The sequence below is a fragment of the Spirosoma litoris genome, from assembly GCF_054776755.1.
On record NZ_BAAHBI010000007.1, the window covers coordinates 63,712 to 86,299 of the forward strand.

At 34.8% G+C, this 22,588-nt stretch carries 20 protein-coding genes; 1 reads left to right on the forward strand and 19 read right to left on the reverse strand.

Annotation, left to right across the window (positions count from 1 at the left end):
• Nucleotides 1-66 precede the first annotated feature (66 nt).
• A complete protein-coding gene (locus ACYVGR_RS04095) occupies nt 67-2,115 on the reverse strand; it encodes a right-handed parallel beta-helix repeat-containing protein (RefSeq protein WP_460954008.1) in 2,049 nt (682 codons plus the stop codon).
• A gap of 384 nt (nt 2,116-2,499) precedes the next feature.
• Here ACYVGR_RS04095 and ACYVGR_RS04100 point away from each other — a divergent pair, with 384 nt between their 5' ends.
• Nucleotides 2,500-2,997: a hypothetical protein gene (locus ACYVGR_RS04100; protein ID WP_460954009.1), complete on the forward strand. Its 498-nt coding sequence runs from the start codon at nt 2,500-2,502 to the stop codon at nt 2,995-2,997.
• 150 nt (nt 2,998-3,147) lie between these two features.
• Here ACYVGR_RS04100 and ACYVGR_RS04105 read toward each other — a convergent pair whose 3' ends face one another.
• From ACYVGR_RS04105 to ACYVGR_RS04190, 18 genes are all read right to left on the reverse strand, one after another.
• Nucleotides 3,148-3,912 (reverse strand): WecB/TagA/CpsF family glycosyltransferase, encoded by a 765-nt coding sequence (locus ACYVGR_RS04105; RefSeq protein ID WP_460954010.1) that lies wholly within the window; start codon nt 3,910-3,912, stop codon nt 3,148-3,150.
• Nucleotides 3,912-4,916: an NAD-dependent epimerase/dehydratase family protein gene (locus ACYVGR_RS04110; RefSeq protein WP_460954011.1), complete on the reverse strand. Its 1,005-nt coding sequence runs from the start codon at nt 4,914-4,916 to the stop codon at nt 3,912-3,914. Before ACYVGR_RS04110 ends, ACYVGR_RS04105 begins: the two co-directional genes overlap by 1 nt.
• Before the next feature lie 5 nt (nt 4,917-4,921).
• On the reverse strand, nt 4,922-6,028 hold the full coding sequence (locus tag ACYVGR_RS04115) for a glycosyltransferase (RefSeq protein ID WP_460954012.1): 1,107 nt from the start codon (nt 6,026-6,028) through the stop codon (nt 4,922-4,924).
• 281 nt (nt 6,029-6,309) lie between these two features.
• Nucleotides 6,310-6,816: a serine acetyltransferase gene (locus tag ACYVGR_RS04120; protein ID WP_460954013.1), complete on the reverse strand. Its 507-nt coding sequence runs from the start codon at nt 6,814-6,816 to the stop codon at nt 6,310-6,312.
• Between the two features lie 58 nt (nt 6,817-6,874).
• A complete protein-coding gene (locus ACYVGR_RS04125) occupies nt 6,875-7,690 on the reverse strand; it encodes a glycosyltransferase family 2 protein (RefSeq protein ID WP_460954014.1) in 816 nt (271 codons plus the stop codon).
• 3 nt (nt 7,691-7,693) lie between these two features.
• Nucleotides 7,694-8,659 (reverse strand): glycosyltransferase, encoded by a 966-nt coding sequence (locus tag ACYVGR_RS04130; protein WP_460954015.1) that lies wholly within the window; start codon nt 8,657-8,659, stop codon nt 7,694-7,696.
• Between the two features lie 22 nt (nt 8,660-8,681).
• A complete protein-coding gene (locus ACYVGR_RS04135) occupies nt 8,682-9,830 on the reverse strand; it encodes an EpsG family protein (RefSeq protein ID WP_460954016.1) in 1,149 nt (382 codons plus the stop codon).
• A 131-nt stretch (nt 9,831-9,961) separates the two neighbouring features.
• Nucleotides 9,962-11,152 (reverse strand): glycosyltransferase family 2 protein, encoded by a 1,191-nt coding sequence (locus ACYVGR_RS04140; RefSeq protein ID WP_460954017.1) that lies wholly within the window; start codon nt 11,150-11,152, stop codon nt 9,962-9,964.
• A gap of 248 nt (nt 11,153-11,400) precedes the next feature.
• Nucleotides 11,401-11,622: a serine O-acetyltransferase gene (locus ACYVGR_RS04145; protein ID WP_460954215.1), complete on the reverse strand. Its 222-nt coding sequence runs from the start codon at nt 11,620-11,622 to the stop codon at nt 11,401-11,403.
• Nucleotides 11,623-11,866: 244 nt separating this feature from the next.
• Entirely contained in the window at nt 11,867-13,135 is a 1,269-nt protein-coding gene (locus ACYVGR_RS04150) for an oligosaccharide flippase family protein (protein ID WP_460954018.1), read from the reverse strand.
• Between the two features lie 8 nt (nt 13,136-13,143).
• Complete coding sequence (locus ACYVGR_RS04155) at nt 13,144-14,166, reverse strand: NAD-dependent epimerase/dehydratase family protein (RefSeq protein ID WP_460954019.1); 1,023 nt, start codon at nt 14,164-14,166, stop codon at nt 13,144-13,146.
• A gap of 29 nt (nt 14,167-14,195) precedes the next feature.
• Nucleotides 14,196-14,867, reverse strand: a complete 672-nt coding sequence (locus ACYVGR_RS04160) for a sugar transferase (RefSeq protein WP_460954020.1) — start codon at nt 14,865-14,867, stop codon at nt 14,196-14,198.
• Between the two features lie 100 nt (nt 14,868-14,967).
• On the reverse strand, nt 14,968-17,298 hold the full coding sequence (locus ACYVGR_RS04165) for a GumC family protein (protein WP_460954021.1): 2,331 nt from the start codon (nt 17,296-17,298) through the stop codon (nt 14,968-14,970).
• 11 nt (nt 17,299-17,309) lie between these two features.
• The gene (locus tag ACYVGR_RS04170; protein WP_460954022.1) at nt 17,310-18,116 is read right to left on the reverse strand and encodes a polysaccharide biosynthesis/export family protein; all 807 of its coding nucleotides are present in this window, start codon (nt 18,114-18,116) and stop codon (nt 17,310-17,312) included.
• A gap of 9 nt (nt 18,117-18,125) precedes the next feature.
• Nucleotides 18,126-19,244, reverse strand: a complete 1,119-nt coding sequence (locus ACYVGR_RS04175; RefSeq protein ID WP_460954023.1) for a YjbH domain-containing protein — start codon at nt 19,242-19,244, stop codon at nt 18,126-18,128.
• A 16-nt stretch (nt 19,245-19,260) separates the two neighbouring features.
• Nucleotides 19,261-20,070 carry a YjbH domain-containing protein gene (locus ACYVGR_RS04180; RefSeq protein WP_460954024.1) on the reverse strand — a complete coding sequence of 270 codons (810 nt, stop codon included), beginning with the start codon at nt 20,068-20,070 and terminating at the stop codon, nt 19,261-19,263.
• A 125-nt stretch (nt 20,071-20,195) separates the two neighbouring features.
• Nucleotides 20,196-20,912 (reverse strand): hypothetical protein, encoded by a 717-nt coding sequence (locus ACYVGR_RS04185; RefSeq protein ID WP_460954025.1) that lies wholly within the window; start codon nt 20,910-20,912, stop codon nt 20,196-20,198.
• A gap of 50 nt (nt 20,913-20,962) precedes the next feature.
• Nucleotides 20,963-22,015 carry a hypothetical protein gene (locus ACYVGR_RS04190; protein ID WP_460954026.1) on the reverse strand — a complete coding sequence of 351 codons (1,053 nt, stop codon included), beginning with the start codon at nt 22,013-22,015 and terminating at the stop codon, nt 20,963-20,965.
• Nucleotides 22,016-22,588 lie beyond the last annotated feature (573 nt).

A 22,588-nucleotide genomic window follows, 5' to 3' on the forward strand; every position in this document is an offset into this window, starting at 1 on the left:
TATGGTAAAGAGGGTATCTGGTAAAATCTATCCACCGAAGGGGGCACAAAGATCGCAGATATTTCTTCATCGCTCAAGTCCAATCTTTTCAATAGCAATAGAGGGAAAGTCTGAAAAGCGGCTTAAATATTGGCGAAGCTGCTCAGGAGTCAACTCTTCTGAGAAGTTTTTCTCCTGAAAAGTACCTTCTATCGATTGATTGTTACTAGGTGTATTAAACTCACCAAACTTACCATGTAATTGAATGGGTCCAGATCGAATTAAGAGATTGCCATCTATTACATTTCCCTTTGGCGCTGTTGGGTTTTCTGATAAAACATTTTTCAAATTAGGATATGCCTGTTGCCAGCGAGATGATTCATAGGGCACTGCATTAAGACGGTCTCGATACTCACCTTTTTCAGTACTTATATTCAAACTAATTCCCCTGTCGTCAGCTCTAACGCCAATTTCGCAATCAATAAGCACATTATTAACAAGACGATTATCACGCCCCCCTCCTAAAAGAAAGGCAGTACCAAAGATTTTATAAAAAACGTTGTTATAAGCCTGTATTCCACTGGCCATATCATCTAAATATATCCCACTAGTATATATCCAACTCTTAAGAAGGAGTAAGCTATCTATCAACTTAGGGATATGATGAATGTAATTATACCGTAATATATGTCCACGAGCTGTCCAGTCACGCCCCGTATAAATGGCTCCTGCATCATTTGTCTCCTGGCATACATCATGAATTTCATTAAACTCCATAAGATGATTGTTTCCGGTATAAATAATGGCGCTATGAGGGGCATGATGAATTAAATTATGAGCAACATGAATGCCGACCCCAGATAGGTTAATAGCTGGGCTATAGGTTCTTCTAAACAGGCTATAGTCGGAAAGCTGGTTGTTCGAAATAAAGTGACCTGAACTTATAAGTGAAGAGCGATCTCCCCCGGAGACTTCAAGCCCCCCCATACCAATATTTGCGATAGTACATTTCAAAACGGCATGGTTTAAACCTCCTTTTATAACTATTGCTTGATTGCCAATAGCATGAAATGTACAGTTTTGAACTTTGTTGGCGTGTCCACCCGTAATTTGAATTGCCGTACCACGCAGACTCATAAACTCAAAACCATCGAAAGTAATATTGGCGGTATTGGTCAGTGTCAGTGCAGGTTTAGCAGCAAGCGTAAGCTCAATTATGGCCGACGATATTGCCTCTGGGGGATATAAATACAAAATTTTCGTTTTCCGATCAATGTACCATTCGCCAGGCTGATCTAGTTCAGATAAGATATTAAATACATAAAATCGTTTATTAGCTTCTACTCCATACTTATGAGATAAGCCTAACGTAAGTAATCTGTTTATGCTATCAATTTTAGCAATAGGTATTGCATCATCTGCCCAATCTTGACTCCAGTAACCATGTGCCCAACCATCTAGCTCCAATCTCCATCTATCTAAATGCGAGTCCGTTACTTGAAATGTTGCCCCCCTATTGATTCTTACAGAGTCCGTCAATAGTATTTTACCGGTGTGAATGAAGCCTGTATTTGGATAGCGAGCAAGTGTTAAAAACTTACCATTAAAGACCACCATAGGCCCAGTAGGCTGTATTGGTCTAGGGAAGCCAAACGGTTTAATTAACCCCAGGTCTGGAATATTCAAGTTCTTTAAATCCAACTGAACAACCTGCTTGCGAACCAAAGGGTTAAGCCGACCCAAAACGGATGAGTCTGTAATATGCCTAAAGTCTGCTCCTGCTAAACGCAGACCTCCACTGAATTTGACTTGTGCTTTGGGTAAAGCCCGGTAATTAATAGGCGCGGAAGAAGTACCACTATCTGCCTCGGTGAACGAAAAACCCTCCTGCGGAATGGCGTAATTTCCTTTTTCAAACCAAACTGTTATTCCTTTAGAAGGCAATTTCCCTGACTTAATGAGTGATCTTACAGCCTGTTGTGCTCCCTTAAGAGTAGCCAATGGCTTTGTTTCGGTACCTGGATTGCCGTCGTCACCATTAGGACTTACATAAACTGATTCGGGCGGTAGTTGAGCTCTTGATGGAGATGAATTACAAAATAATAGCAAAAGCAGGAGTTCCAGCAGTCGTTTCATGAGCCTTATAAGGTTTTAAAATGTCTTGATAACTATATAACTACAAGGCTATTATCAAATTTGGCCAAGGAATTATCAAGATTTATAACTAACTGCTCAATCGATTGTACATTAAATTTTCATTTTATTTCAATCTAGTATACTATAAGATTTCACTTTCTATCTTTTATAATTTTCCATTTATTATTTTCCTTAAAACCTACAATTTAAAGTACATCTCCCTCCTGTCATTAACTATATTTCAATTTAGTACATCCCCCTGATAGTATGGAAGTTACCTCAAAATATCTATTCTTAAGTTTTTATTACTAATACTCAACAAATCTTTCTTTTCTCCTATTATTGCATTATTTTTGTAATTATGCTCTACCAACAAACTGGAACATGCCTTCATTACGTATCCTTTACTTGCCTTTTGCTATACTCGTATTTGCTATACTCATAACGAGCTGTAGCAACGAGTTGATCGTTCAAAAAGACCCGACCGCCCCTAGGGCAGGCGATTACAAGCTTACAGGAGTAACTTCCTATACAATTAATGGCGTCGTTTCTTCAGCACCTGTATCGGGAACTTTGACTGTATTTGTCGGGGAAGACTCTAAAACGTACTATTTTCTGGAGAAAACGAGTTCATACCAGATAGGTTACACAGTTAAATGCACAGGGGAAAAATTCATAATTGGTTATGCACAGGAAAGCACAAAATATGGAAACACCATTTATTATGGAGTACAAAGTGGGGATGGTAGAATTGAAACTAATCGGATTGAAATAAATCGATATGCTAAACCTAATTCAGTAGGAATTGTTTCACCAACTGGCGAGCGTATTGTTTATACAATGCCAATTCAAAAGCACGTCCATATTGAAGCATCCCAATAACATATTGTCTATGCTATTATCCATCACAAAGGAAGAATGGCTTGTCAATAATAAGACGGCCCAAACCAATAGCATTTTTTAAAACAGCTTGTTGCCAGATAAGTCTAGTTATAATTTAATTCAGGTTTAACTAAATTTTCACATAAGTTTTCAAATGGCCTCCACATAGCTTTTTTTGAATAACCACTGTTTAAACAAAAAAACTATAAACATAGTATTGGTCACGGCATACCGCTTAAACAACCTCTTAGGCTCCTGCCCTAGTCGGTATAACCATTCTAAACTTGCTTTTTGCATCCAGTCTGGAGCCCGCTTTTGCATACCCACCATTACAGGTAAAGCTCCACCAATGCCTACCATGCTGGCATTAATTTTGCCTTTCATGGCAGCCATCCATTTTTCCTGTTTGGGACAGCCCAATGCTACAAATACAAAACCAGCTTTGCTCGCATTTATATGGTTGATATATTCCTCCTCTTCACTTGTAGTTAAAGCCCTAAATGGCGGACTTATAAAGCCAGCTAGCTGTAGTGCCGGATAATGCTTCTTACAGTAATCAGCAGTTTTATCTAGCATGGTTTGTGTTCCTCCATAAAAAAAAACGGATATCTTTCTATTTTCTGATTCTTTAAGTAAATCTGGTAATAAATCCATACCGGCTACCCTATCTTGGTCTATACCATATAATAATCTCAGTGCTTTTACCAACGGCATACCATCCGGGGTAATTATATCAGCTCCATTAACCACGGCAGCAAAAGCTTTATCCTTATAAGCCTCTATGCACATGTGTACATTAGCTACACAAATATAGGAGGACGATTTTGCAGCGGCCAGTGAGGTAAGTTTTTGGACAAAATCAGAGTAAGACTGACAAGTGACATTTATACTAATTATTTTCCGTTTAATACTCATTACTTTCCTCTGTTTTTCCAATACTCAAAATAACTTTTACCTTCTCCTTTTAGCCAATTTATAGTTTCAATAACATTCTCATCCAGATTATCATTCGCAACACCAAATGTATTAATTGTGATATCAGTTGGAGCGGGATAATCTTCAATCATATTTCTAAATCTCTCACTATATAGGGGAAATGGAATTTTTATTTTACGAAGGAAATCCCCTCCTTCCGCTATAGTTTTGAAAATGCCAGTGGGTACTCTTTTTAATCGCTTTCCCTTTAATCTCATAGATATACTGTTGAGCCATTCGTATGAATCAATAGGTGCATCTCCAACATAAAATGTCTTTTTATTAACAATAGAAGGGTCACTAATTACCATCTGGTAAATCTGATGTACAATATTCTTAACGTATCCGTAGGTTCTTATTACTGGATGGCTAGCTGGATGGAAATAATAGCCCTTATCAATAATCTTCCATAACTCAACAGGATAACGCATATGCCATGGCCCCCAAATATTAGCAGGTCTTACAATAGTCCATACACATTCTAAATTTGCATTATGGGTATACTGCTCCGTTAGAACTTTACTTTCACCATATACAGTGTGCGGTTTATAATCAACTGAGCTTAAGGGAAATGCTTGTTCAGTTGATTTGTATACATATTGAGTTGAAGTGATGATAACCCGTTCAATCGACAAACATCTCTTAATTACCTGTAAAAGATTTTTAGTTCCAACATGATTTTCATTGTAATCATCAAGCTTATTGCTTAATGTATCTGTTCTAGCAGCCAGATGAATAACAATATCTGGTTTATTTATTTGAAAAAAAGCCTCAGTTTTTTTTTCATCCATAATATTACCATTATGCCAATAGCTGATATGACGTTGATCTAAAGGTGGATTTTTATCAAAATTTATAATTTTATATATTTCTTTTTGTAACAATAGATCTATGAGGTTAGTACCAATAAAACCAGAGCCTCCAGTAATTAATATTGTCTTCATTTTTCTTAAATTGAAATAAATGCTTTTTCCAGAGCGTTTAAATAATATTCTAACTTATATTTTGCTTCATACGTTTTGCGAGCATTGTAGCCCATTTGAGAACGTATATCTTCATTTTTAATAAGAAACCCAATACGCTCAGCTAACTGCTCAGAATTTTTAATGTCAATCAAATAACCATTACTACCATCTTCTACTATCGACTGTATCCCACGCCATTTAGTAGCAATTATGGGTAATTGGTATTGCATTGCTTCTAATAAAACAATGCCGAAAGATTCTGATATAAAATAACTGGGGAAGCAAAAAATATCTGCTGAAGTAAAAGCTTGTCTTTTTGCATCACCCGAAATGACACCTATATATTCTACATAGTTTTGTAAACCATAGTCAACTACTTTTTGAAAAAAAAAATTTCGATATGCGTCCGTTTCAAACTTTCCTGCCAAACTTAGCCTTACTTGCATGTTAACATTTTTCAGCAACTTAATAGCATCAAGCAAAATCATCTCTCCTTTTGTTGAATTTAAAAGTCCTACAAAAAGAATGTTTATATTTTTTTGTTTTTTCGTTTTTTCAAATGTACATATATCAGGAATACCCAAAGGGATAATTATATTCTTTTTCCCATTGAAAAAGGCGCCATCTTCAGGGTTATAGGATGAACTCGAAATAGTTAAATCAGCATTGCTAAGGGCCATTTTGACGACTTTCCTCTCTACTGCATTTAACATAGGATAAACTTCACTTATCCCAGCAGCATGAAAATGATAGCAAACTTTCTTAAAGAAAAACTTTGTGCAAAGAAGAAATATAAAATCTCTGTATATAGCAACTTTTGGGGAGTTACTTGGGGGGTAGTAAAGGGTGTCTATCTTATATTTAAAACGCAATATGTATGTATTTACGATAATAGATATCAGGTGTGTTATTTTATAGAAAGAAAATTTACCTCGCTCATTCATTTCTCTCGAAAAATTCATTCTAATATGAAAAAACTCTATTTCTTTGTAATCGGCATCAAGCATGTATTTAATCATGAGAGCCTGCCCTCCATAAGGTGGTGGAGTTTGGCCAACTACTAAAATTTTTCTCTTAAGAAAATCTTTCATTAAATAATAATTAAAAAATAAGAATTATTAATACAATGTAAGGCTAAAAGCTTAAAACATCAAAAAATATTTTTTAGACCAAGGTATAAAAACTTAAGTATAATAATATTAATAAAACTAAACATTTTCGGGGCAGGAAATTAACCAACACATTATTTAATTCTATAAATATTCACATGACAATACTAATTTATTGAAAATCATATCATTTTTACCTTTGTAAATATAATAAGGGAGTTTTAAACTGATAAAAAAAGTGTTTTATAAAGAGTTTTTTACTCCTATATTAATCCTATAACTCTTGCTGGATTTCCTGCAACAATACAGTTAGGTGGTACATCTTTAACAACAATTGACCCGGCTCCAATTTTAACATTATCCCCAATCGAAATGGGTCCGATAATACATACATTAGACCCAATATCTACATTATCCCCAATAACAGGTGAAGAAGAATAATATCCATTTGATAATAATTTACTCCCAATGGTAGTAGAGTGTCTGAGAGTACAATTCTTGCCAATTATGGACCCATCGTTAATTACAGTGGCTTGTCCATGATGCAATTTTAAACCTTTAGCAACTTTTGTTTTGTATGGAAGTTCAGTGCCTAAAAACCACTCCACTATAACTCTATATATTATAAGTTGTGGAATCAATATTAAAAAAAATAAACTATTTTTTGTAGCCAAGCTACTTAAGCGAAATCCGATTAAGATTAATCTACCTTTTATATTTCGCTCATTTACAGACCAATCTTGAAATATGTATAAAAGCAATTTTTTCACTTTTAGTTAAAAATTTCACTTATCTTTTTATACGTAAAGAAACCAAAATTAATAAATATTAACAACTTACCTTGGAGATGCTCTCACCTTTATATTGAATTTTAAAATACAACATTCGCAAATAATCACCCTTCATGAATTTACAAAATCCATACAATAGGTAATAAACAGTATTTTTTCTTCGCAAATAATTCTTCCCATACACTTTCGCAATTCGATTTTCATCATCAATCCAAATTTGTCCGCCCGAGGCTGTTTTTGTTGCATCATAAATTCTTATCGCACCTATTGAAGCCGTAGTTTGTCTTATAGATATATTATTTTCATATGCGCGAATTAAAAACTCTAAATCCATACAAGCATGGTAGTCATTATTTAATAATCCTATTTTTTTTAATACTGATTTTCTCCAAACCATAGACGGTTGTAGTATATTATAACTACCATGTGATGTAAACCACTTCGAAAAAATACCATAGATAATTTTCAGACACTTATCTTCTTTATCAATTTCTATTACAGAACCATTCAGTAACTCAACATTTCTATTAGTTTGAAAATAATTATTAATATAAGCAAGAGACCCAGCAATTAATACGTCATCACTATTAATCCATCCTATAATTTCTCCAGTAACTAAACTTAATCCCTTATTAATTGCATCGCTCTGCCCTTTGTCTTTTTCACTTACCCAATAAGAAATATGTTTTGAATATTTCTTTATAATATCTACAGAATTATCACTAGAACCTCCGTCAATTATTAAATATTCTAAATTAGGATAGTTCTGATTTAATACAGATTGAATTGTTCTTTCCAAATACTGCCCCTGATTGTAAGAAGGTGTAATAATTGATATTTTTAAATACTCCATATATTAAATAGTTTTTTTTAACGAAACGTAATATTTAGGGGAAAGAAACATTAAAAAAGATTTCACCTTATATTTCAATGGAACGGGCTTACAAAAGGTTGAAAAGGCTTTAGCCCTAATAATATTCTTATTACTTTTATAGAATTCAATAAATTCTTGAGAATGCCAAAAATTTTTCGCAACTAAAATAGAAAAATTTAATACTGCTAAAAGTTTTGATTCAAATAAAAGCTTTTCTTCTTTCGAATTCAATGATTGGGTTCCAATGTCAAGCATTTTCTCATAAATATACAGAGTATCATTTGAGTTTTTGATTTTCCAAGAAGACATGATTGAGCCTTGGCGCTGAACATAATAGTAATACGACTTATTAGTAATATAAATATTATTTGCTAAAAGCAGAAGTCTAATTCCAAAATCAATATCTTCGTGATAGATGCCTGGAGTAAAAAAAAGTCCAGTTTCATTTATAAAAGACTTTTTAATTATAAATCTTTGAGAAGGAGCATAAGGTCTCTCACTGAAAAAATAGTCCTTTCCATAGCAAGTTATTTCGGTTTCCCCAACTACATCATTCTTAAACACTTTATCATCTTGCACCCATAGTAGTGAAGTTGACAATACTTCGTATCTCTCGTCTTCAATTAATTTTATAATCTCCTTTAAACAATCCTCTTTTATATAGTCATCACTATCTATAAACCAAATATATTTACCTTTAGCGTTTAATATACCATTGTTTCGACTAATACTCAACCCTTGATTTTTTTGATTTATAATTTTTAGATTATTATACTTTAACTCAAATTCATGCACAACACTCATACTATTATCTGGAGTACCATCGTTAACAATAATTACTTCATATTCTTCTGATGATATTTTTTGAGAAAAAATTGATTCTAAACACTTAAAAACATATTTCTCAACATTAAATACGGGGATGATTATACTTAATTGTGTTTTCATTATTAATTTCTCAAAGACACTACTATTGAATATCCCATACGAAAAGCGCATGTTCAGGGCGGAGTGAAAGTAAACTACCTATTAAATAATCATACAAAACATTAACTGCCACTAGTGCAACAACAGATTTCTCTATCCATCTATTGGAAGAATATTTTTTAATAAATACATCGTATATAATAAAAGCAAGAACAATAAATCCAAATAAATAAAATGAAAGTGATATCCTATATAACAATTCAATTTGATCTGTAATATGCTGTAATATCGCTCCTACCAAGAATAAATTGTAATAGAAACTAATATTGTATTGCTTATAAGATTTTAAGATTTTATAGCCCATTACTATTAAAATCAAATTCACAAAGAAAAGTCGAATATATACTAATAGAGAGTTAGCTTGCATTAATTCAGCACCAGATAACCACTTGTCTGAATCATCTATATATCTATCATATGTCCCTGCCGTTATTTGCAAATATTTAAAATATTCATTGTATTCACCCCAATATTCTGGCTTCCATAACCAAGATAAAAGATACAAGGTAAGAATTACATATATATTTGCGAAAGCACCGTCTATAAACCTAAAGAGAAATATAAATGGCAGATAAACTATAACAGAACTATGAATTAATGTTGAAGCCAAGAAGATTATACCAAATTTAAACCATTTGTGCTTTAAAAAAAAAGTTAAGGATATTAATACAAATGAAAAAGCTATAAATTGTCTTATAAGGTTTTCAGATTGACTAATTGTAAATAGAAAAAAAATCGGAATTGTCAAAAATGCAAAATTTCTATATTGTTTAGTCCAATAAAACAATCCATAAATTAAAATAAAGCTATATATTATAAACGCAACTGGATAGCTAAAACCAATTGTATTTAAAGATTTATTTATAAATTGAAAGAGTGGCTCTACTGTATCTTCTTCCCAATACGCATTCAAATTAAGTGAGTGTTCAAATAATTTTTTGTAATGCATATAATCGACACCTCTATTATACCGTAATCCTTCAATCAAAGAATATGCTATAATAGCAAAGCTTGAAAGGGCCCAATAGTATTTAGGATTGCTTTTTGTATATGTAGTAATATAATAGCCAGTAGCCATTAATATAAAAAACAATAAAAGCCTAAAAAAAATAAATATAACAATAACGCTCATATTCTTTATAGTAAACTATACCAAACTTTCTTAATTTAATGATTGATGCCAATTCAACGAAATATGATTCAGTTTGGTACTTATTAATTAAATATTATTTTAAAGAAATTTTTTAATGATTTAATTTTCTTTTAAATCATTAAAAAATTAAACAATCCCGTCTCGCCATTTATTTTTATATTATTAAACGAAAAAGAATTATCAAAACAGACGCTTCCTTTATACATAAACGTTAAATTTTCATCTTGTTTGTAAACAGACAAATAATTAGCATATTCTGCACTACCGTTATAATAGCTTTTTTCTGCAATTCTTTTTACGTAACGCTCCAAATCACTTTCTAAAAATTTATAATGTAATATTATACCTATACATGGCAAGTTGTAATTTTTATCATAAGGGAATAAAAAATGTGAGTTACCATGTATATCCCCATTGCTAAAATAGAAAAGAGGATGTTTAACTATAGTTATCTGTTGCTCCGGATTATTTAAATTAAACATCCGATTTCTTGGACCTCCCACTATAGCTTCATACTTCAATCCTTTAATATATTTATAAGAATTTGTATCAAAATAATTGTAAACTTCTTTTATATTTAATGATGTATTAAGATTTTTAAAAACACCATTAGCAGAATACATATCAATCATTATTGATCTTACTCTGCTTATTTTTTGCTCTTTTACTTTTTCAATTAGTTTATTTATTTTAATAGTTTCCATGCCTATATAACTGAATAACTCATCCGAGTCTAAGCACAAATACCATCTATTTATACCATAATGCGCAATAATTCTATTTATCCAAGTTTCTCTATTTAGGGTAGAGTAAGGTGAATTGCATTTATATACATTAACATCTTTCTGATCACACAAAAATTCAAATGTGCCATCAGTTGACATATTATCTATAAATGCAAAATATTTTACACCTATATCTTTATGATGTTTAACAAAAACCTTAATTCTTTCAATATCATCTTTAACTAGACATAATATTATAACATCATTACTCTCTACTTTTGTCCTATCAAATGTTATTTTCGCCGGTACTATATCATTTTTCAGGAAATTTATTGCCAAATTTGTCCTACTAGGCTCAATCCAAATATATTTTAAAAAACCTTTTTTAAAGCTTTTAAGTGTTTTTTCATCAATCCCCAATAAATCCTCATTATTTTTATAATTTCTGAATGAATTTATTAATTGTTTCCTTATTAATAGGATATGCCTTATATTTTTTAAACTTTCTAAATAATATATAATAAATGAAAAATACCTTTTTATTATTATTATTTTGCCCTTCAATATTTTATTCAACGAGTGCATAAATTTTAATTTAACAATAGGTTTCTTAATGAAAGGAAATTTTCATTATGTTAATTTCTAATTTCACTTTTATTAAATCAATATTTATATTACTTTTTTTTCAACAAAGTTCTCCAAATCAACAGGGTTTAGTATTTAATTAAATACTAAACCCTGTTGATTTGCGTTCGCATAAATATCAGTTTACATTCGTGACACATTTCCTTTATATTAAGCGTATTTATCTGTCATGCTGAATATTACTTTATTATTCGAGCTGGGTTCCCGACAACAATTGAATTAGGCAGCACATTAATAAACACAACTGACCCAGCTCCAATTATTGAATTACTTCCAATTGCAATGTCGCCAAAAATTACAGAATTTGCATAAATAACCACATTATCACCAATTTTAGGATAAGGTGCATTTATATAATCAAATGTTTCTTTAGTGCCGATTGTTACATTTTGATATATAATACAATTTTTCCATTTTTAACGCACTTTCCTATTACTATACCCGCTGGATGAGGGAAACTAATATTCTGTTATTTTAAATATTTTAAACCAACCGTAAAATGATTGCATAAATATACCTTTATTGTCCCAAAAGACCAAATACTAATTACGGCGTTGATAATTGATTTATACAGTACTATTAATAGTGAATATATATGTAATAAATATTCACTAAACTTTATTTATTTTACTGCATCTTAAATAGCTATATTAAATTCCTTGACTTACATATAACATATCTATACATAGCCTGAAATAGATATGACAATACATATGCATATATAAATACATCTATTTTTTTAAATTCTAATATATTTATTGATACGTATAAAAACCCCAGAAAGAACAAACTTGAATATATAATGCTGTATAAAATGGATTTATTATATCCATGTACAATCAAACAATTAGAACCTAACAATGCTCCTACTACGTATATGGGAAGGTTAATAGCAAGAAGTCGAGTAAAATTTATAGCAGTATACATTCCTCCTCCTCCCAATATTTCAACTATATACGGTGCAAACAATTGTACTATCACCATCATTAATACTGCAACTATCAACGACATTAGTATAATCTTTTTAAGAAATTTTATATCTTTTATTTGACTCATTCTGGGAAAAACACTTTGGCTTATTAAATCCAAAAATGTAGTTCCAATTGTCATTATTTTAATCGCTAAGTCAAAATATGCTACTTCTGTATATGAAAAATAATGTTTTATTAGCATCACATTTAAATTAACCCTAAAAATATTCATACTATATGATATGGCAATTACATAAGCTTTTCTTATATATGCTATTAACACAACTAAAGGTTGCCAGGTAAATTTCAATCCGTTTTTTCCTGCGATTTTTAATCCTATAACACAGGATAAAATAGAACCTATACCTAGAATTGCAGGAAATAATAAAAAGTCATTTTTTGATCTTATCAAAATAAAAATTAATATCAAGAATATAATCCTATTTATAAGTGTTATAATTGTAATATATTTCATTTTTTCAACACCTTGGAAATACCACAGCGGAAACAAAAATTCATACATACATTGTGAAAGGTTTAAATAGTATAAAATCCTAATATTTGTTGGTTGGTTGGATTGTAGTATATAGATATATAATATTAAACAAGAAGCTATAAACAAAGCACCTTTAATTATAAAAATACTACTACATATTTCTGTTGTTTTAGCTACATCATTTCTGTGTTCACTTATTTCTTTTGTACCAATTGTATTGAATCCAAAATTTATTACTATAACTAAATAGCCTACTACTGTCTGAGTATAGATAATTGTGCCGTAAATCTCAGCTCCTAAAACCTTAATCAAATAAGGATAGGTTATTATTGGTACAATTAAATTAAAAATTTGTAATATTGATAAATAACCAAAATTTGAGATTATTACATAGTATGGCTGGAACTTTTCTTTTAAAGTTATATAAATTAGCTTCTCAGGCTGCATTTAATATTTTATTTAATTAAAACTAAAGAATAATACTCTTTATACCATTCAATAAATTCCTGAATACCTTTTTCAATCTTTGTATTTGGCTTATAACCAAATTTAAAGACTAACGAATCAACATTAGCCCAAGTTTTAGGTACATCACCAGCCTGCATCGGCATGTATTTTTTAATTGCTTCTTTACCCATGCATCTTTCCAATTCTTTTATAAATGCCATTAAATTAACTGGGGATCCGTTTCCAATATTTAATACATTATATTTTATCTCTTTTTTTAAAGGTTTTAAGGTTGTCTTTATTATTCCGTTGACAATATCTCCAACAAAGGTAAAATCTCTTTCCATCTCTCCATTATTGAATACTTTAATTGCCTTATCCTCCATTATAGCCCTAGCAAACAACATAGGTGCCATATCAGGCCTACCCCATGGCCCGTAGACTGTAAAAAAACGTAAACATGTGATTGGTATATCGTAAAGATGGCTATATGCATGAGCCATTAGCTCATTACTTTTTTTTGTTGCAGCATATAAACTAACTGGCGTATCAACTTTATCATCTTCAGAAAATGGAATCTTTGCATTAGCACCATATACTGATGATGATGAAGCATGTATCAGGTGTTTTACAGGGAAATTTCTACAAGCTTCAAGGATATAATGAAAACCGATAATATTTGATTGAATATATACATCAGGGTTCTCAATGGAATATCTAACACCCGCTTGGGCAGCCAGGTTAATTACATAATCAAATTTTTCAGTTTGAAATAAGCTAAATAATTGTTGTTTATCTTCTAAATTCATACGTATAAAGCTATAATTAGAATTTTTATAGCTTTTCACAAAATTATACCATTTGATTTCCTCTTTTTCTATACCAGCCTCTTTTAATCTAGCATATTTTAGTTGAGGTGAGTAATAATCATTAATATTATCTAACCCAATAACTTCAAAGCCCTCTTCTAACAGTTTGTTAACGGTATGAAATCCTATAAATCCTGCGCTTCCTGTTACTAGTACTCTCATATTATTAAAGTTAAATTGTATAAAGTATCTTACCAAGCATTTTTATTACCAGTAATCATTGCCTTGATTGTTAGCCAACAAATCCAAATATCTAGACCTGCAGATTTCTTACGATTATAAAAGCGATCATATCTTACACGATGTTGCATTTTCATTAATATCTCTGTTTCTCCTCGGCAACCACGTACTTGAGCCAATCCAGTAATCCCAGGTTTTACTCGGTAGCGCTTCCGATATTCAGGCATACTATTCCAGAATTGAGCACTGTGCTGTAAAGCATGAGGTCGTGGACCTACCACACTCATTTCTCCAAGCAGTACATTCAAAAATTGAGGCATTTCATCCAGGTTTGTTTTTCGCAAAAAACGCCCTAATGGTGTTACACGATTATCATTTTTTGTTGCCTGCCTAAATTCATTTTCTGGTTTATAGGTCATAGTTCTGAACTTCAAGCAATTAAATGAAGCACCTCGCAAACCTGTTCTTTTTTGAATATATAAAACGGGGCCTCTTGACCCTAAGACAATTAATAGACCTATGACTGGAATTAACCAGGATAAAACAAATACGGTAACCACCAATGAAAAGCAAATATCAAAAATTCGTTTTCCAGACTGATGGAAAGTAGCATCAATTCGATGAGACTTTGTCTCCTCCCTGTACACGTACAGTGTTTTGTAGTGTGAGTCAAGACTAAGCATAAGTAAAGTTATGGTTGAAAGTGTGTATTTTTTGATTCAACCTAATTCTATATGTTTAATTAGGTTGAATCAAAAACAATAAATAGATGGTTAATTAAGTTTATGCACCGCTATCTAGTCTGCGTTTCTTGTTTGTTTCTCCACCATAGTAATCACCATAGCTATAGTTATAATAGTAGGATTCTCCTTCGCCAACGCCATTTAAAATAATACTCAATTTCTGGAAACGCTGCTCTTTATATAAGGTATCTACCATTTTTATATAATTCTTTGGCGTATGATCATGCCGCACCAGAAACATAGTAGCATCAGCAAAAGGTGCAATTAATTGAGAATCTGTAACCAAGCCAACTGGAGGAGAATCGACTAATACATAGTCAAACCGTGCTTTTAGCTCGTCGAAAAGCTGTGCCAAAAATGGAGAACTCAATAATTCAGCCGGATTCGGCGGTATTGGACCTGAAGTAATGATAAAGTAATTATCATAGCCAGCAATGGGTTGCAGCAATTCATCAATGGTGGCGTCCCCAATCAGGTAATTGCTTAAGCCTGCCCGGTTTTCCATATGCAAGCTTTTATGCAGCTTTGGCTTCCGCATATCCATCTCTAGAATAACTGTTGTACGCCCAACTAAGGCCAGACTAGCGCCCATATTTAGGGAAATAAAGGACTTTCCTTCGCCACTGATACTGGAGGTAAATAATAAGATCTGGCTTTTTTGAGGGTCACTACGCAGAAATTGTAAATTAGTCCGCAAAGCCCTTATTTGCTCACCTATAACAGACTGCATGCGGGGTTTGAACACAAAGTTATCTGTCCCAATCTGCTTTCCTTTTACAACTTCACCAATAATCGGCACCTGTGTAAGATCTTCAACATCAGAACGACGTAAAACTCGATTATTTAAAGCATCCTTAGCTGAGATAAAACCAACCGGTATTAGTAAACCAATCGCTATAAATAGAGCAAAAATTGTCATTTTTACTGGTTTCACAGGCTTACTTTCCGTTCGGGCCGAATCGACGGTACGACTATCCGATACTGTCGAGGCAGCAGATAAAGCCGTTTCTTCTCTCTTTTGCAAAAGATAGGTATAAAGCCCATTTTTAATGGCCTGTTGCCGTGTGATATTTAATAATGCTCTCTCTTTTCCAGGTACTGTACGAATCATGCTTTCCATACGCCGATTATTTGCTACCAACTGGGTTCTATTCGTTGTTAGCTGTTGGCGAATTGTCTGTATGTTTTCAGTAATACTAACTCTTATTGATTTTAGCTGGCTATCAAGAGATTGTAACAATGGATTATTAGGTGATATCATCCGTGATGCTTCATCTCGTTTTAGTTCCAATTCCGCTAGTTTGGTCAATAAACCCGTCAGAATAGGATCGCTTAACCCAAGTGTTGCGGGTGTAACTCCCTTTTCAGCAGACTGATTTTTTATATAGTTTTCAATATCAGTTAATGCACCTAGGCGAATATTTACCTCGTTTAGCTGAGTATCATTTTCTTTAACACTTGTTAAGAATGTCTGCGCCTGTACACTTAAATCTGTAATACCCTGCGTCGATTTGTAAAGCTCTACCTCTTTCTCTACAGTCGATAATTCTCCAGAAATCAGCGCCAAACGATTCTCAATAAATGTAAGGGTATTGCTAGCTTCTTTGTTTTTATCGACAATTGCCTCTTTGTTATATTCGTTGATGAGTTGATTCAGAAATGCTTCCCCCTTATCGGGTACAGCTTCGTTTAAGCTCATCACCAGTACAGTTGATTGTTTGGCAGTTGGTTCAACTTTCAGCCCAGATAAATAGTCTTCAACAGCTTCAGTATGATCAGTCACAATAGCAATAAGGTCTTCCTGTTTCCCATTTAGTTCTTTACGTGGGAATATTCGAAGTTGCCCATAAGGCGTTTGAATGCTTTGATTCACGGGATAGGTTTTACCATTCAAATTCACCGTTTTAGAATCTGAAAAAGTAAATTTCAACTTTTCGCCATACAGCGCTGATGTGGGTTTTTCAATCAGCAATCGGATTGGCGATTCGGCATAAATCTCCTTATTAAACGTCTGGGTAGGGTGGTAATATCGGACATCCAACCCAAGATTCGTAACAACCCGATCTATTAGCGTGTAGGATTTAAGTATCTCTTCTTCATTCTCCACTACCTTACTCGGTGTGAAAAGATCCATTTCCTTCATTAGGCTTTCACCTGAAATTCCTTTTTTCTCATCTTTGATAAGCAAGCTTGCCTTCACATTATAAATAGGTGGCTGGTATAGCAAATAGATATAAGCCGCTGCTGCGGCCAAGCCTATAGACAACACAAACCACGGCCAGTTGCGTACATAACGCATGAGCATCGCCCGCAAATTTGGCTGGGCTTCTATTTCGTAGGCCTGATACGGAATATATTGATTAGTGTTCATATTTATTTGCTTTAAAAACGGCTAACAACAATGGCTATAAAGGATAGAGCACTCAAAACTATCGGTAACAGCTGGTAAGTCCGGTCGGCATTCGTAATACGCGCCTTACCCGGTTCAACATAAATAACATCATTGGGGTGGAGATAGTAATAAGGTGATTGAAATACATCGCGCTTGGTTAAGTCAACACGATTGAAGGTCCGTTGGCCATTTTCTTCCCTGATAATCAGGACATTATCACGACGGCCATATATTGTAATATCCCCTGCCAACCCTAAAGCAGCTGGTAATGAAATTTCTCCACTAGGTACCGAAAAAAGTGATGGCCGAGCCACTTCACCTGATACAGCAATCTGAAAATTAAGGTTTCTGACATTTACGGTAGGCTCCTTCAAATAATCAAGTAATTTTTGCCGAATTAGAGCGGCAGCCTGCGTACTAGTCAACCCCTGAACAGCCTGCTGACCGATCAGAGGGAGTTCAATCTTACCATCTTCACTCACTACATAACCAGGGGTATAAGGCAAAGGGGTAGTTGGCGTTACCATTTGTGGTGCCCCAGCCCGTTCTGCCATCGTGATACCAGCATAGGGATTAAAAAATGTGGATGCCTCTGGACTTAAGCTACTGACTTGCACCGACAATACATCGCCTGCTTTAATGGTTTGAATGAATCGGGGTGCCAGTGCCAAGGTATCTTTTCCCAAGGCGTTGGTCTGATAAAGGACTAATTCTTTACTGGAAATGCAACTCGACAGGCAAAGGCACAATCCAATAAACCAATATCCTGCTTTAGTTTGCAATAAGCCAATATTCATAATTCAATTTCAATTAACTAATCGTACTTGATTCTGTAAATAACTCTGGTGATACTGCCGTAGCAGGGCATCCAGTTGATTTCCCACCCTATAACGTTCAGCAATTCGATACCCCCTTGTATAATTATACTCATATCGAAACTCCTCTGTACTCCGCAAACGTGCTCGCTGACCTTGTACAATGCGTCCTGGTGGAATCGGCACAGCGAAATTAAACCCTCCTGTCGAGCCGTTTCCGGTTAAAGTGGCAAAAAAGCCGATCTCCACATTGGTAAACTGACGTATAAAATCTAACCGCACTCCACGATCCTCGTATAAATATTGCCCACCGGATAACTTCAGTGTAATATCACGAGATGGAATTCGATAAGCGACATCAGCTAGAAGCATTAATTCCTCTAAAGGTTGATAGTATAACCCATTATTTGGAAAAAAATAAAAACCGGTCAATCCTGCCTCAATACCAAACGACCAATTTTTAGTCAAATCCATATGACGGTACTGTCCATTGAATCCATAGCTATCATTATAAAAAAAACCGGCTGATAGACTTAAATAATTTGCTTGGTCGAGCGCCAAAAATTGATTCAGAAAAATTGGCGCGGGTCGAATATTTAGTGACTGATTATCCAGATCATTGACAATCGGGAGCAAAACGCCCCAGTTTAATACTAATCCTCGATTTAGGTACAACTGACTCTGTAAAAGTATATTTGTCTTACTCTGTACCACTTGTTCCCGATAGCCAAAATTGGCTTTAAAATCGGGTTGTATTCGAAAATCAAACTTATAGCGTTTGGCGTTGAATAGTTGTGATTTAGCAAAATCGGCACGTTCTTGACGCGATAATGTTGTTACTTTTAGTTGTGAATCCAGTTTGTACCGGGCAATAGGTACTCCCTGATAAAGTGGAACAAAATCGGTTATCTGATTCGTAGACAATGCTTGTTTCAACTCCAGAATACCGATCATTGGATTCCGGTACAAACGCTGCTCGTAATAGACTTGATGGTTGTTACTGTCAATCGTTACATTTTCATAGTTGTTCAGGGTACGATTTATAGGTGACTGGCCAAAACACAGTTGAACAAGGGCAAATGGAAATATGATCGATAGTGTTTTAAGCACAATAAATTTCTTTATTCTATATGTGTCCAGACACACGTTTAGGCAATTTGAACAGTGAAAATGCATATGAAGTCCCTAAGGTTACCTGATCAAAATTCAGAACTCCGCCTTGCACTGTCCAATGTTTAAACAAGATACCCCAAGCCCCCAAATTCAAATGATGCGAATCCCATTCCGCCATAAACCCTGCTTTCTTATTCACTCGAATATTGACACCTCCAAAAGGCCCAGTTAAATAGCGTTTAGGATCATTAGTAATCATAAAGCCTGAAAAAATTCCCGAGTTTTCATCATTTTTGATATCCTCTCGGGCAATGTGATAAGGCGTTCCTGTACCAACGGTTACCTCTGCATCAATCGTCTTCGTTAGCTGAATCGTTTTAGTAGCCACCAATGCATTGGTAATTAGTGAATTATCAATACCGAAAGGAGCTGACAAGATTAAAGCTAGTGCAGGGCGTTTCTTCTTTTCAGTCAATATTGTATACTTTACATCAAACTGGCGATCTCCAATACCTCTATCAGCAAAACGAATTTCACCATTTGGCCTAAGTAAATTAATATTTATATCTAGTCTGGGTAATAAAGTAAGATTTATAAAATAAATATTTTCAGAATTTTTCCCCTTAAAACGAAATGCATAATCGATTGGGCAATATGTCACTCCAAAGTGCATCTTACCTTCATCACGTATACTTGCCGTAGGAATATATAATAATCCTGGCTTTCCAGAAACATTCACCTGCGCTAGGAGAAGAATCGGTTGTCCAAGACTAAATAGCATTATACTTAGCCCAAAAACCTTTTTACCGGTCCACCGTAGCATCGAATATTTGAACGTTTAGTATATACGTTATCCTTTACTTACACAGATTCGGATTCAATATCAGTCCATCACAACTTCGTTCTCACCCTAACAAGGCGGTTTAGAACGAAGTTGTGATGCGCTGATTACTTAAATTTAACGCGTAGCGAAAGACCAGCTTCCAGACCATTCAAGCTTACTTTCTCAGTAGTGCTCGCGGTCTCGGTCCGTACAATTTGATTGTAGCTTCCTAAATGGTAGCGTACATCAAGCGCCAGATACAGTTTCTTTACTAATTTTTTCTCAGCGCCGACAAATACCTGTACACCGTAGTTGTTACCAGCTTGTGTTTCATTCACAGAACCAGTTCCTCCGGCCGCTACCGTACGAACAAACTTATCGTTGATAAAATAACGGGCAACGCTCACACCAATGTAAGGCAATGCAAAGGGCTCTTTCGGCGCTGCTTCATCCTTGCTTACAGCAGCAGGCTCCAGGAACGTATACTTCAGATCGAGCGAAAGGGGGATAACCGAAAGCGTAATTTTTTCATTACGATTACCGCCAAATGTTAAATCACTTGATACCGATTGTGACCAGTACCCAACCCGGCCACCAACAGACAGCCCCTTCACAAGACCTACTTCAAGACCCAGCGTTGGCATAACACTGCCGCTAAACTTGGCGCCCGCTCCGCCATTGTAAGCTATTAGTGAAGACCGTTCGTTCCAATAGTCGAGCGAGGGTTTCCAGTAGCTGGCTCCAATGCTGATACTCTTCAAATTAACCTGGGCTTTAACCGATTGTGTCGATAAGCCAGCTGCCAGGGCTATAACCGATAGGAAAAGGTGTTTCTTATTCATGGTGTTAGTGAGATGATATTGATCAAACAGTTGAGGATCATTCAATTTATTTATTGATCAGCGCTTTTACGTCCACCACCCTGGTTGTGGCATGCAGCTGCTGTCTGGTTACGAGTTGTTGTAGCCGTTGCCACTGCCGTGTTATAGTTCGTGTTGATGGTGCTGATGTCTTTATCTCTGGCTGCCTGAGCATTGGCCAGACGTTGTGCCGCTACAGCATCACACGCCTGCGAATCGGCCAATTGAAGCGCATTCAGGTTGATTATCGCATTTGCATAGGCAACATAATACAACAATAGAATCTGCTGGTAACCAGCCTCGCCAATTATAGATCGGATGGCCGCCAGATCAGCAAGGCCAGAATTCAGTTGTTGTAGGGCAACTGCTTTGTAGCCTGAATAGGTAGCAGGAATACCGCTTTTGCAGGAAGTGGCATCCGCTGTAATAGTCGCCTGAGCGGCTGTATACTGGGCCGTTACTGTAGCGGTTTGCGCTGTTTTAGCCGTATTCAGCCCCTGAATTGCTGTATTAAAGGCGGCAGTAGCTCCTGCCTCACAGGCATCATCCTGGGTTGCCGACACCGTATTAACGACATCAACTGGGGTAACCCCAACCCGTCCACCAACGGTCTTTCCGTTTACAGAGGGGAATGTAAATTTCGGCAAATAAGCTTGAAGCGCTGGGTTGGCGGCTATCGCATCCACTTGTGCTTTCAAATCAGCTGGCAGTGTTCCGCTGGTAGTAAGGTTGCTCAGAACCGTTGGGGTAAAGGCAGCTGTAACTGCGGTCGTTTGTTCAGGTGTAACCGCTTTAGCCACGTCTGCTGTTGCCTGTGTAACGGCGGCTGATGGTTGTCCAGTAGCCGTCATACTAGCTAAACCAGCGCTCAGCGCAGCAGCAGCGGTTGAGGGTGTCACCGATGAAGCGGTTGCAGATACAGCTGCGGGGGCCGTTGGTGTAATGTCTGGCAGTTTAACGTCGTTGGTGAACTTGTACGTAAACGGCGTCAACGAATCGACATCTTTTGTCTTACAGTTGTACATGGCGGCTGCCAGGCATAGACCGTAAAAAAGTACCCTGATGTTTGATTTTGCAGTTCTCATGTAAAAATCTTGATAAGGTTGTGATATGAAAAGAAATTTGGTTTAAACTGATTAAAAGAAAAAAACGCCCACTTGCTATACAGGTCAAAAAATTACGCTCTACACAATTCGTCTATCATGAAAATATGTTCATTTATATAAACATCTATCATCTGATTGATTTTGGAAAGGCTATACAATTGAGTAGGTGAGTTAAAAAATCATTCCGATTTAAGTTGTCAGATTTATGGGTGTGTGTTGAAAACAACCCACCTAGAAGATCTACGACAGGCTAAATATTCATTTATGATTTTTTTAAGATAATTCATATTTTTAGAGCCTCTCTAAAAACAATAGTTAGTACTTATAAGTAGATAATATGTTTACTTACGGCCTTTAGATTTAGTCAAAAAGAACCGTTTTTGTCGTAAGTTTACAAAATAGGTATAGGGGGGATTTCAATCAATTTACTCGTAAGGTCGATGTGTTTCATAGGATGCAGATAGCTAGTTAATTAACAATATTCAAACAAAAGTAATATAAAAATTCCAAAGTACATCAAACAGATACAAAAGCAAACCAAAATACACATTT